The sequence below is a fragment of the Mycobacterium kyogaense genome, from assembly GCF_003254575.1.
Classification (GTDB): domain Bacteria; phylum Actinomycetota; class Actinomycetes; order Mycobacteriales; family Mycobacteriaceae; genus Mycobacterium; species Mycobacterium kyogaense.
This window is the reverse complement of the sequence record NZ_QJUA01000003.1, coordinates 175,245-187,965: the sequence shown is the minus strand read 5'-3', so window position 1 is coordinate 187,965 and position 12,721 is coordinate 175,245. Positions and strand designations below refer to the sequence as shown.

At 67.6% G+C, this 12,721-nt stretch carries 8 protein-coding genes; 3 read left to right on the top strand and 5 right to left on the bottom strand.

Going from position 1 to position 12,721, the window contains the following annotated elements:
• Positions 1–42: 42 nt before the first annotated feature.
• A complete protein-coding gene (locus DMB80_RS04225; protein WP_111508677.1) occupies positions 43–2,385 on the top strand; it encodes a hypothetical protein in 2,343 nt (780 codons plus the stop codon).
• Between the two features lie 75 nt (positions 2,386–2,460).
• Here DMB80_RS04225 and DMB80_RS04220 read toward each other — a convergent pair whose 3' ends face one another.
• Entirely contained in the window at positions 2,461–4,113 is a 1,653-nt protein-coding gene (locus DMB80_RS04220) for an acyl-CoA synthetase (protein WP_111508676.1), read from the bottom strand.
• A gap of 65 nt (positions 4,114–4,178) precedes the next feature.
• Between DMB80_RS04220 and DMB80_RS04215 the strand changes: the two genes are divergently transcribed.
• Complete coding sequence (locus DMB80_RS04215; RefSeq protein ID WP_111508675.1) at positions 4,179–5,225, top strand: TIGR03857 family LLM class F420-dependent oxidoreductase; 1,047 nt, start codon at positions 4,179–4,181, stop codon at positions 5,223–5,225.
• Between the two features lie 4 nt (positions 5,226–5,229).
• On the opposite strand, the gene DMB80_RS04210 is transcribed toward DMB80_RS04215, so the two are convergent.
• The 4 genes from DMB80_RS04210 to DMB80_RS04195 form a co-directional block, all read right to left on the bottom strand.
• Positions 5,230–5,433 carry a YbdD/YjiX family protein gene (locus DMB80_RS04210; protein WP_111508674.1) on the bottom strand — a complete coding sequence of 68 codons (204 nt, stop codon included), beginning with the start codon at positions 5,431–5,433 and terminating at the stop codon, positions 5,230–5,232.
• Complete coding sequence (locus tag DMB80_RS04205; protein ID WP_111508673.1) at positions 5,367–7,673, bottom strand: carbon starvation CstA family protein; 2,307 nt, start codon at positions 7,671–7,673, stop codon at positions 5,367–5,369. Before DMB80_RS04205 ends, DMB80_RS04210 begins: the two co-directional genes overlap by 67 nt.
• A gap of 111 nt (positions 7,674–7,784) precedes the next feature.
• Positions 7,785–9,317, bottom strand: coding sequence for an ATP-dependent DNA ligase (locus DMB80_RS04200; RefSeq protein ID WP_111508672.1), 1,533 nt, complete (start codon positions 9,315–9,317; stop codon positions 7,785–7,787).
• A gap of 34 nt (positions 9,318–9,351) precedes the next feature.
• Complete coding sequence (locus DMB80_RS04195; RefSeq protein WP_111508727.1) at positions 9,352–10,878, bottom strand: molybdopterin-dependent oxidoreductase; 1,527 nt, start codon at positions 10,876–10,878, stop codon at positions 9,352–9,354.
• 97 nt (positions 10,879–10,975) lie between these two features.
• On the opposite strand from DMB80_RS04195, the gene poxB reads away from it, so the two are divergent.
• The gene (gene poxB, locus DMB80_RS04190) at positions 10,976–12,712 is read left to right on the top strand and encodes a ubiquinone-dependent pyruvate dehydrogenase (protein ID WP_111508671.1); all 1,737 of its coding nucleotides are present in this window, start codon (positions 10,976–10,978) and stop codon (positions 12,710–12,712) included.
• The last annotated feature ends 9 nt before the right edge of the window (positions 12,713–12,721 follow it).

Here is a 12,721-nt window from a genome sequence, read left to right as displayed (position 1 = left end):
ATAGTTTCGGTCACAAGTCGCTGGTAGTCCCTGGGGAGAGTAATGAACGCTGGTTGTTACGTCGGTCGAATCGGGGGCCTGGCGGTCGCCCTTGGTGTTGGTGCTGCGGTTGTCGCGGGTGGCCAGGGGGTCGCGTACGCGGATTCCACGGGATCGACATCGGGCGGATCCGCCTCCGACACGTCCGGCGCGACGGCGGGCGGCGGGGCCGCCGGTAGCGAGACGAGCAAGGACACCACCAAGGAGACGTCCAAGGAGTCCAAGGACACCAAGGACACCAAGGACACCGACGACAGCGACGCCGGCAAGGGACTCGGCAAGAAGGACCGCAAGAACGTCTGGGCCGATCTGTTCAAGGGACCGAAGCCCAAGCCCGGCACCGAGACCGACTCGTCCGACACCCCGACGGTGCCCTCGGACGACGCAGCCGAGGCCCCCGGTGAGGACGACTCCGTCAAGACGCCGCCCAAGAAGCGTTGGTCCTGGAAGCCGGCCGATGCCGGTGCGTCGGCCGGTGACGACACCGAGAGCCCCACGGTCACTGCGCCCGACGACGTCGCGCCCACGAAGACCACCAAGGAAACCAAGGGTCTGAAGGGTCTGCTGTCGGCCATCACCGTGGACGCCCCCGAGGCGGCGACGACCCCAAAGACGCTGATCAACGTCTCGACGGCCAAGACTGCCACGGTCGCATCGAACGCTGTTGCGACGGACACCGAAGAGGCGTCGACAACGACGGTCTCGCAGGGCCCGCTCGTGACACTCTTCAAGAAGTTCCTCGACGCGTTCACCGGCAATGCGCCCGCCGCGCCCAACGCCAATTCGCCGTTCGCCTGGTTGGCCGCTGCGGTGTCGCGCCGCGAACTCGACTCCCAGGCGCAGCAGAACGATCCGACGATGGTGTGGAACGGCCTCAAGGTCGTCCCGGTGGGGGAGCCCACGATCACGTCGTTCTACGGCAAGTACACGATGGTGCCGGCGTTCCCGGGCGTCCTGCAGGGCAAGCAGGACTTCGACCTCGTGGACGCTGACGGAAACACGGTCGGGACCATTCACGGCCTGGTCGCCATCAACAACGACCTCGGTGCGGGCAACCGGTCGCTGCAGATCGTCGTCCTCGACGTCACCGACAAGGCAGACGGCGCCGTGGTCGGCGTCAAGAAGGGTGACATCCCGCCGGTCGGCTCGATCTTCGCCGTCGTCACCAACGGCCGCGGCGGCACGCAGTACTCGGCGCTCGCCCAAGAGGGCAAGGACGTGGTGACCTACAAGTACATCACCCGCTTCGGAACCCTGCCGATGAACGCCGATCCGTTCCGGATCAACTACAGCGCAGCCGATTTCCTCACCGACTACGAGGGCATCAACCGGCCGATCCACACCCAGGACGGGTACTACATCAAGCCCGTCACAAACGACACGTTGAACTACACCGGGTTCGTCGGATACGAACCGCTGTTCAACGCGATCCAGGGCACGCAGAAGTTCGGTGTCTTCAAGGAGGGCACCGACGAGATGGTGGGCACGTTCGATGGCGTGGTCACCGTGACGTCGGACTTCTGGGGCACCACCAGTGAGGCGATCATCGTCACCTCCACCGACGGGGCTTCCGGCGTCAACGCTGGCGACATCCCGCCGGTCGGATCGGTGTACAACATCATCTACTGGAAGGACGAGTTCTCCTACGCGCTGTACTACTCCAAGCCGCAGCCGGGCAAGGACATCACCAAGACGCTGCTGATCTCGCAGACCCGCAAGGGCCAGGTCGTCGACGAGCTGCCGTTGAGCTTCAACGCTTCCGAGGAGCCCAGCCGCGACTCGTACACCGTCGGTGACTACACCTTCAAGCCGACGTCGGACATCACCTACACCGGAGTCAACGGCCTGCCGCCGCGCGAGGTCATCGTGCAGGGCTACCAGCAGTTCGACGTCTACGACTCCAAGGGCGTCAAGATCGGCAGCGTGGATGCCGACGTGAGTACGCAGTGGGACATCTCCCGCGGCTACTCGAAGGCGATCCTGGTCACCGACGTCAACGACTCTCTCAACGGGGTCGGCACCGGGAAGGGCGAGGTCCCGCCGATCGGCTCGATCTTCAACATGAAGTACATGGGCAACTCCCCGTTCGGCGAGGGCTATTACTCGATGCCGGATCCGAACGGCGACAAGACGCGCTACGAGCTGCGCACCTTGTTCGGGACGATCCCGCTGCCCAACATCTACAACGCGTCGAAGGGGTTAGCGGACTACGACTTCTACACGCCCTACGGCAAGGACAGCGCGCAGAACAACCTGTTGAGCTTCGCGGGTGCGCAGTCCGGCGGCCTGCTCGGCGCCAACCAGGATCTGTGCGTGCTCGACGCGTCGGCCTGCCAGGTCGCCTGATCTCGTCACAACAGCGGTGCGTCGCCTGACTTCAGGCGGCGCACCGCTGCTTTGTGTGGGAACCGTTGCGTCAGTTCAGCTTTCGGCGGTGGCCTGCTCGCGGGCCCAGCGGTAGTCGGCCTTGCCGGCCGGGCTGCGCTCGATGACCGGCCGGAACACCACGGCCTTGGGCAGCTTGTAGCGGGCGAGCACGGTGCTCGCATGGTCGATCAGCTCCTGCGCAGTGGCCTCGACACCGTCGGCGAGCGCGACGACGGCGACCACTTCCTGCCCCCACCGGTCACTGGGTCTGCTCGCGACCACGACGTCGGCGACGGCGGGATGCGACGCGACGGCGGTCTCCACCTCCTCGGCGAAGATCTTCTCCCCGCCGGAGTTGATGGTCACCGAATCCCGGCCCAGCAGCTCGATCACGCCGTCGGCGAGGTGACGGGCACGGTCACCCGGAACGGAGTAGCGGACGCCATCGATCACCGGGAAGGTGGCTGCCGTCTTCGCCGCGTCGCCCTTGTAGCCGAGGGGGACGTAACCGCGCTGCGCGAGCCACCCGATGCCGTCGTGGCCCGGCTGCAGGATCGTGCCGAGATCCTCTGCGACGACGTACGTGTCGGGGCCGGCCGTGAAGGTGCCCGTCGACACCGCACCTGGTGCCGACATGTGGGTCATCTGCGCTCCGGTCTCCGACGAGCCCACGCTGTCGACCACCATCAGGTTCGGCTTGGTGTCGATCAGTCGCTGCTTGGCGGTCGGCGTCAGCCGGGCGCCACCGCTGGCCACCACGGCCAACGAGGAGAGATCTGCGTCGGTGCGCTCGAAGGCGTCGGCCAGCGGACGTGCCATCGCGTCACCGACCACGGTCACGGTCAGCACCTGTTCCCGCTCGATCGTGCGCACCACGTCGTCGACGTCGAGGTGATCGGTGACCGACGAGAACACCACGGTCTGTCCCATGGTCAGCGACGTCATGACGGCCCATTGGGCGGCACCGTGCATCAGTGGTGGCAGCACCAGCAGCTTCGTCCCGGGCGACTCGGCGCATCGCGAGGCCAGATCGGCGTAGCTGGTGGCGGACTCGCCGGTGTACAGGCTGCGCCCGCCGAACGACGCCATGAAGATGTCGTGCGATCGCCACAGCACACCTTTGGGCATTCCGGTGGTGCCGCCGGTGTAGAGCACGTAGAGGTCGTCGGGGGAGGGTTCGACGGGCGGTGGGCCGGCCGGCCCGTCGGCCACGATCGACTCGTAATCCACAGCGCCGGGCAGCAATTCGTGACCGGAGTCATCGGCGATCTGGATCAGCACCCGCACCGACGGCAGGTCGGGCAGAACCTCGGCCAGGCGCGGCGCGAATGCGGCGTGATAGAGCATCGCCGTGGCGCCCGCGTCGGCCAGCAGGTACTGCAGCTCACTTTTGACGTAGCGGTAGTTGACGTTGAACGGCGCGACCCGGGCGCGCCAGGCGCCCAGCATGCCCTCGACGTATTCAGCCCCGTTGTGTGCGTAGATGCCGAGCAGATCCTGACCTACGTCGTGGCCGGGCAGCGCTGATCTCTCGGTGTGGCACCCCAGGCCCTGATCGTGGAGGTAACGCGCCAGTCGATTCGATCGTTCGACGATCTGCGCGTAGGTGAACCGCCGATCGCCGGCCACGATGAACTCGCGGTCGCCGATCGCCGCGGCGATCGCGTCGATGGCGCCGGGGACGGTGAAGTGCGTCGGCTCTGACATGGTGTGGACTCTAGACGGCGCTGTCGACTGAGTGAACACATGTTGGAAAGTTGTATGGTCTTGCCATGAGTGAGCGGGTGCTCGACGAGCTGGGCTACTACCTGTTGGCCGGTGCCGGCGGCGATGGCCCGGCCGGCCTGCTCGACGAAGCCCGGCAGGGGGAGGCGCTCGGGTTCGGCACCGCGTTCATCTCCGAGCGGTGGAACGTCAAGGAGGCCGCGTCGTTGACCGGCGCGGCGCTGGCCGTGACCGAGCGCATGCAGATCGCGACGGCGGCGACCAACCACAACACCCGCCATCCGTTGATCACCGGTTCGTGGGCGACGACGATGCACCGACTCTCGGGAGGCAGGTTCACCCTCGGCATCGGCCGCGGAATCGCCGCCATCTACCAGGGTTTCGGGGTACCGGCGGTGACCACGGCCCAGATGGAGGATTTCGCGCAGGTGATGCGCACGCTGTGGCGCGGCGGGGCCATCGTCGGGCACGACGGGCCCATCGGTCAGTACCCGGTGCTCTACCTCGACGGTGACTTCGACGAGAACATCCGGCTGGCGATCGTCGCGTTCGGCCCGCAGACGCTGGCATTGGGCGGCCGCCAGTTCGACGACGTCATCCTGCACACCTACTTCGCCCCGGAGACACTGCAGCGAGCGGTCCGGACCGTCAAGAGCGCTGCCGAGCAGGCCGGGCGGGACCCCGACACGGTGCGGGTCTGGTCGTGTCTGGCCACCGTCGGCGACCATCTCCCCGAGGAGCTGCGCCTGAAGAAGACGGTGGCACGGCTGGCCACCTACCTCCAGGGCTACGGCGATCTGCTGGTCCGCACCAACGGATGGGATCCCGCCGTGCTGCAACGCTTTCGGGATGATGCCGTGGTGCAGTCGATGGCCGGCGGCATCGACCACAAAGCAACCGCGGGGCAGATCGAGCACATCGCCACGCTCATTCCCGACGAATGGCTCGAGGCGGCGGCGACGGGTTCGGCGCCGCGGTGTGCGGCCCGGGTGCGGGCAGAGTTCGACCACGGTGCCGACGCGGTGATCATGCACGGCGCGACACCCGATGAATTGGCGCCGATCGTCGCGGCCTATCGCGCCGCGGAGTCCTGACGGTTCAGCAGCAGCGCGCGCCGGGGTTGGCGTCGGCCGCGGCGTGCCGGTGCCGCCAGTACTCGCGTTCCGACATCACCGCTTCGCCGGCGTGCTGCCGGGCACGGTGCTCCACATAGCGCTGGTAGTGGTTGTCACCCATCAATGACTGCCAGTACCAGCTGATCTGGTGGAGTGCCCGGCGTGTTCCTTCGGTAAGGCGTCCCATTGCTTCTGCACCTCCTTCTCGGCGGCGGTGGGGAACATGCCCGAGGGCGCGAACATCCGCGACGGTACCGGCTCGTCCTCGGTCAGCGGCGTACCGTGTCCGCGGATCGCGCGCAGCGCGACGATGGCACCGGCGACGAACACGATGATCACCAGGGCGGCGAAGATGATCGACAGCGTGCCCTGGATGAAGGTGTTGCGGATGACGGCGTCCAACTGGTCGGCGTTCTTGGCGGCACCGAACGACGTCTCGCCGGCCTCTTTGGCGTTGCGATAGGAGAAGTGCTGGGTCCAGTAGCCCACCTTCGGATCGCCGGAGAAGATCTTCTGCCAGGACGCCGTCATGGTGACGGTGAGGTCCCACAGCAGCGGAATGCCGGGGATCCAGGCCCAATTCAGCAACCCGCGCTTGATGACGACCACGGTCACGACCGTCAGCGCGATCGCGGCCAGTAGCTGGTTGGCGATGCCGAACAGTGGGAACAGCGTGTTGATGCCACCGAGGGGATCGGTGACGCCCATCAGCAGGATGCTGCCCCAGGCGGCGACGACGATCACGCTGCACAGCCAGGCGCCGACCCGCCAACTCGGGTTGCGGAACTTCTTCAGCGGCCCACCGAGATTGCCCAGTCCGTCGGAGAGCATGAAGCGCGCCACGCGGGTACCGGCGTCGACGGTGGTGAGGATGAACAGGGCCTCGAACATGATCGCGAAGTGGTACCAGAACGCTTTGAGCCCCGCTCCGCCGAACACCTGGTGCAGCACCTCGGACATGCCGAACGCCAGCGTCGGTGCGCCGCCGGTGCGGGAGACGATCGTCTCCTCGCCGACGCTTCGGGCCGCATCGGAGATCTCTTGGGCGCTGATCGGGGCGCCCGAGAGGCCGAGCCCGTTGACGTAGTCGGCGGCGCTCTGGGCGGTGGTGCCCGTCGACGCCGACGGGGCGTTCATCGCGAAGTACAGGTGCTGGTTGAGGATCGCGGCGGTGATCAGCGCCATGATCGCGACGAACGACTCGGTCAGCATGCCGCCGTAGCCGATCAGCCGCATCTGGCTTTCCTTCTCCAACAGCTTGGGCGTGGTACCCGAGGAGATCAGCGAATGGAAACCCGACAGTGCGCCGCAGGCGATCGTGATGAACAGGAACGGGAACAGCGAGCCGGCGAACACCGGGCCCGAGCCGCTGGCGGCGAACGACGAGATCGCCGGGGCCTCCATCACCGGCCGGGCGAGCAGGATGCCGACGGCCAGCAGAGCGATGGTGCCGACCTTCATGAACGTCGACAGGTAGTCGCGAGGGGCGAGCAGCAGCCACACCGGCAGAACCGACGCGGCCAACCCGTAGATGATGATGCACCACGACAGGGCCACCTTCGAGAGCGTGAACCACTCGACGCCCCAAGACGTTTCGGCCACCCAGCCGCCCGACACGACAGCCAACAGCAGCAGCGCCACGCCGATCAGCGACACCTCCGAGACCCGGCCGGGGCGCAGGAAGCGCAGATACAGACCCATGAATATCGCGATCGGGATCGTCATGGCGATCGAGAACACGCCCCATGGGCTCTCGGCCAACGCGCCCACCACCACGAGTGCCAGCACGGCCAGCAGGATCACCATGATCACCAGCACGCCCACGATCGCGGCGATGCCGCCGACCACGCCGAGTTCGCCGCGGGCCATCTGGCCCAGGGACCGGCCGCGGCGGCGCACCGAGATCGAGAGCACCAGGTAGTCCTGCACGCAGCCGGCGACGACGGCGCCGATGATGATCCAGATCGCGCCGGGCAGATAACCCATCTGCGTGGCCAGTACGGGCCCGACGAGCGGACCGGCCCCCGCGATAGCGGCGAAGTGATGGCCGTAGAGCACCCGCCGGTCGGTGGGCAGGTAGTCGGTGCCGTTTTCGAAAACCTCAGCAGGCGCGGCGATCTCGTCGCGTGGGCGCACCAACTTCATCTCGATCAGGCGCGCATAGAACCGGTAGCCGATGACGTAGGTGCAGACCGCCGCGATGACGAACCAGACCGCGTTCACCGTTTCGCCGCGGAAGAAGGCGATCATCGCCCACGCCAGCGCACCGAGCACTGCCACCACCGCGAAGATGATCTTGTGCTTGGTGGTGATCGGTGAGCGATCGATGATCGCGACCGGGGGCAGGTCCCTGTCGGTCCGGACGTAGGTGATGTCCCCGTCGGATTCTTCGATGCGGTCCCATGGTGCGGCGGTCGGTGTGGCCATAAGCCTGCCAATCCCTCCCTCGTCGGCGCGGCGCAATGCTGGACGTCTCGATCGTCGCACCGGACGATCCCGGCTCGCGGCCGAACCCCGGTTTAACTCTCGTCGACCGCGTCAGCCGGCGCGTTCGTGGAACGCCCGCACGGTGGCGACGGTGTCGGCGTCGTCGGCCGTCTTGTCGTCGCGGTAGCGCAGGACCCGCGCGAACCGCAGGGCCATCCCCGCCGGATAGCGGGTGGAGGTCTGGATGCCGTCGAAGGCGATTTCGACGACTTGCTCCGGCCGCAGCTTGACCACATAGCCGTCGGTCGCTCCGTCGGCCAGCTCGAGGAAGCGCTGGGTCTGCCAGGCCAGCATCTCGTCTGTCATCCCCTTGAAGGTCTTGCCCAGCATCTTCAGCTCGCCCGTCGTCTCGTCGCGGGCACCGAGGTGGATGTTCGACAGCTTGCCGGTGCGCCGGCCGGACCCCCATTCGACCGCCAGCACCACCAGATCGAGGGTGTGCACCGGTTTGATCTTCATCCAGCCGGCACCGCGGCGTCCGGCTTCGTAAGCGGCCTCGACGGACTTCGCCATCACGCCCTCGTGACCAGCCGCCAGCGTGGTGTCCAGGAAGCGTCGTGCCTCGTCGGGATCGGAGGTGACCAGCCGATCGACCCGCTGTTCGGGCGGCACGAGGGCATCCATGACCGCGATGCGCTCGTGTGCCGGACGGTCCAGCAGATCGGTTCCGTCGGCGCGCAGCAGATCGAAGTAGAACACCGACAGTTGTTGTTCGTGTGGCCCCGAGCTGCCTCGTCGGCCGAACCGCGAGGCGGTGACCTGGAACCGGTGCGGGCGCCCGTCGGGTTTGAGAGCGATGGCCTCCGCGTCGGCGATGAGGTCGGTCACCGGCAGCGCCAGCACCGCGTCGACCACCTCGGGCAGCCGCGATGTCACGTCGTCGAGGCTGCGGGTGTAGACCGACACCTCATCGCCGTTCCGGTGGATCTGCACGCGGGCGCCGTCGAGCTTGGCCTCGAAGACCGCGGTGCCGCCGAGGCGCGAGAGCGCGTCCGCCACGTCGGTCGCGGTCTGCGCCAGCATCGGGCCCACCGGGGTGCCGACCCGCAGCGTGAACTGCTCGAGCGCCGCCTGACCATCCGAGAGCGCCGCAGCCGCCACCGACGGCAGATCGCCGCTGAGCATCGCGGCCCGCCGCACGGCCGTAGCCGGTACCCCCGAGGCGGCGGCGACCGCGTCCGCCATCACCCCGATCAGCGCGCCCTGGCGCAGTTCCCCGCCGAGCAGCCGGCGCAGAAAGGCCTGCTCGACGTCGGTGGCCGCGACGAACAATCCGTTCAGCAGTTCCGCGCGACGCGCCTGCGACCCCTTGCCCGCCGTCGCCCCGATCTCTGTGAAGGTCGCCTCCACCCCGGCGACCGTGAGCGCCGGCGCCGCGGCGGGTCCGGGTAGGGCGCGCAGCGAAGCCCATCCGACCCCGATCTGGCGCTGGGTCAGCTCACCGGACAGCCACGACACCACCACGGCCACTGTGTCGGAGTCTTCGGCGCCGCTGAGCAGCGCACTGATGCGTGCGCGTTTGGCCAACCGCGACGACGAGGCTGCGACGTCGGCGGAGGCCTGCGCGACATCTGTCAGGAGCACGCATTCACCATGGCACGAGGGTCCGACAGCCGACTCACTTCACGTTGAACGTGATGGAATGCCAGCCCGTGGCGCCGTCGGGCACCGGGTCGGCACGGTCCGGGGTCTGGGTGTAGCCGCTGTTGTCGGTGGCACGCACGGTGATGGTGTGGAAGCCCGGCGTGGCCTGCCAGTCGAAGCTCCACAACCGCCAGGTGTCGTTGGAGTACGCGGCACCGAGCGTTGCCTGCTGCCAGTCGCCGTCGTCCATCTTGACCTCGACGCTGCGCACACCCCGCTTCTGGGCCCACGCGACGCCGCCGAATCGCGTCGGCCCGACTGCCACGTCCTGGCCGGCCCTCGGGATGTCGACACGTGATGCGGTCTTGATCGGCCCGCGCGCCGCCCACCCCAACTTCGTCCAGTACGCCTGAGCCCGGTCGAACCGGGTGAGTTCGAGGTCGGTCACCCATTTCGTCGCAGACACATACCCGTAGAGGCCCGGCACGACGAGTCGCGCCGGATAGCCGTGCTCGATCGGCAGCGGCTGACCGTTCATGCCGACCGCCAGCAGCGCATCGTCGGCAGAGAGCGCCTCGACCGGGGTGCCCGCCGTCCACCCGTCCACCGATGTCGACAACACCATGTCGGCGTCGGGGCGCACACCGGCCTCGGCGAGCAGGTCGGCCACGCGATAGCCGGTCCACACCGCGTTCGAGATCAGTTCACCGCCCACGGGATTCGACACGCAGGTCAGCGTCACCACCCGTTCGACCACCTCGAAGCGTTCCAGATCGGCGAAGTCGACGGTGACCTCACGGTCGACCATGCCGTGAATCCGCAGTTTCCACGCCTCACGGCTCACCTGCGGCACCGTCAATGCGGTGTCGATCCGGTAGAACTCGTCGTTCGCGGTGACGAACGACGGCAGCGCCACATCGGGGGGCTGCACGTCGGCGGGGATCGGGGCCGCGGACTTGGTGATGCGGGGGAGTGCGAACGCGTTGCGGTCACCGGACACCGACGACGTCAGACGGGTGATCACCACGCCCGCCACACCGCTGGCCGCGCCCGCGACCAGCAACCCGAGCGTGATCAGCGAGCGCCGCCTCCCGCGGTCGGTTCTGTCCTGGGTGTCGGGACCGTCTCCATCACCGGTGAAGCGACGCGAGGTCAGGAAACGCAGCACCGCGACACCGCAGGCGGCGCCCACCAGCGTGGGCACGATGTCGACGACGCCGGCATTCGGTCGCGACAGCACCGCGGCGCAGCCGAGAACGCCCGCCGCGACGATCATCGCGCTGCCCCACGGCCGCCGTGGCGTCTCCACGATGCCCGCGATGATCGCCAGTGCCGCGACGACGACCAGCACCGCGACGGTCAAGAAGAGCTTGTCCGCGGTGCCGAACGTCTGGATGGCCCACTCTTTGAGAGGGCCGGGGGTCCGCTCGATGACCGAGGAGCCGACCGCGGTGCGGACGTCGGCCTGCGGGCCGAATGCCGCGCCGACCAGCTGCGCCACCCCGACAGCTACTGCGGCGGCCGCGAGGCCGCGAGCAGCCTTGTCGCCCTGAGTGGTCACAGCGCCCAACCTACCGGCGGCCTGCGCCAGCAACCCTTACCGAATGGTGTCATCGACACCGATGCCGGAGGCCGCACGTCGCACTAGGGTTCCTGATGTGGCCACCATCGCCGATCACGTCATCGAAGCTCTGCACGCCAGCGGTGTCCGGCGGGTCTACGGCCTGCCCGGAGACAGCCTGAACGGATTCACCGACGCGCTACGCCGGTCCGGCGAAATCACTTGGGAGCACGTACGACACGAGGAGACCGCGGCGTTCGCCGCAGCCGCCGACGCAGCGATCACCGGCGGGTTGGCGGTGTGCGCGGGCAGCTGCGGACCCGGAAACCTCCACCTCATCAACGGTCTCTTCGACGCCCAGCGCAGCCGTGTGCCGGTATTGGCGATCGCCGCGCACATCCCGAGGACCGAGATCGGCTCGGAGTACTTCCAGGAGACGCACCCGCAGGAGCTGTTCCGGGACTGCAGTGTCTACTGCGAGCTGGTCAGCACACCCGACATGCTGCCCCGCATCCTGCACATGGCGATGCGGACAGCGGTCGAGGAATCGGGTGTCGCGGTCGTCGTCGTGCCGGGGGAGATCTTCCTGCAGAAGGCCGATCCGACGGCGTGGCAGGCCCGGCCTGTACGGGCGACGACGTCGGTGGTGCGGCCCGACGACGCATCACTGCGCCAGGCGGCCGAGCTCCTCAACGCGGCGCAGGCGGTGACGATCCTGGGTGGCGCCGGCGTCGAGGGCGCGCACGCCGAACTGGTGGCACTGGCCGATCTGCTGAAAGCGCCTGTCGTCCACGCGTTGCGCGGCAAGGAGTTCATCGAGTACGACAACCCGTTCGACGTCGGGATGACGGGGCTGCTCGGCTTCGCGTCGGGGTACAAGGCCATCAAGGAATGCGACACCCTGCTGATGCTGGGCACCGACTTTCCCTACCAGCAGTTCTATCCCGACCACGCTCGGGTGATCCAGGTCGACATCCGCGGCCGGAACCTCGGGCGCCGCACTCCTGTCGACCTACCCCTGGTGGGCACGGTCAAGGACACGGTGTCCGCGCTGATGCCGCTGCTGCGGCCGAAGAGCGACACCGCGCACCTGGAGCGCTCGCTGCGGCACTACCGCAAGACGCGTGCGACGCTGGACAAACTGGCGGGCAACGACCGCGATCGCACCCCGATCCGACCGGAATACCTTGCTGCAGAGGTGAATCGGCTCGCCGCCTCCGACGCGGTGTTCACCGTGGACGTCGGATCGCCGGTGGTGTGGGCCGCGCGCTACCTGCAGATGAACGGCAGCCGCCGGCTGATCGGATCGTTCAACCACGGCACGATGGCGTGCGCGCTGCCGTTGGCGATAGGCGCGCAGACCGCGCAGCCCGGTCGTCAGGTGGTGGCCTTGGCCGGCGACGGTGGACTGACCATGTTGTTCGGTGATCTGATCACGCTGGTGCAGAACCGGTTGCCGGTGAAGATCGTGGTGTTCAACAACTCGTCGCTGAACTTCGTCGAACTCGAGATGAAGGCCGCGGGCATCGTCAATTACGGCACCGAACTGTCGAATCCGAACTTCGCAGCGGTCGCCGAATCCATGGGAATCCTGGGGCGTCGCGTCGAGCACCCGGCGCAATTGGAGCAGGCACTCACGGACGCATTCGCGGTGGACGGTCCTGCTGTCGTCGACGTGGTCACTGCGCGCCAAGAATTGTCGATCCCGCCTGCGATCACCGCCGAACAGGCGAAGGGCTTCTCGCTGTACGCGATCCGGACCATTCTCGCCGGCCGGTCCGACGAATTGCTCGATCTCGTCACCACCAACGTCGCGCGCCGCATCCTGGATTGACCTGACACC

Excerpts from the sequence above, each read along its gene's own strand:
- DMB80_RS04225 (WP_111508677.1), top strand. The coding sequence starts at position 43 with ATGAACGCTGGTTGTTACGTCGGTCGAATCGGGGGCCTGGCGGTCGCC.
- DMB80_RS04220 (WP_111508676.1), bottom strand. The coding sequence starts at position 4,113 with ATGTCAGAGCCGACGCACTTCACCGTCCCCGGCGCCATCGACGCGATC.
- DMB80_RS04215 (WP_111508675.1), top strand. The coding sequence starts at position 4,179 with ATGAGTGAGCGGGTGCTCGACGAGCTGGGCTACTACCTGTTGGCCGGT.
- DMB80_RS04210 (WP_111508674.1), bottom strand. The coding sequence starts at position 5,433 with ATGGGACGCCTTACCGAAGGAACACGCCGGGCACTCCACCAGATCAGC.
- DMB80_RS04205 (WP_111508673.1), bottom strand. The coding sequence starts at position 7,673 with ATGGCCACACCGACCGCCGCACCATGGGACCGCATCGAAGAATCCGAC.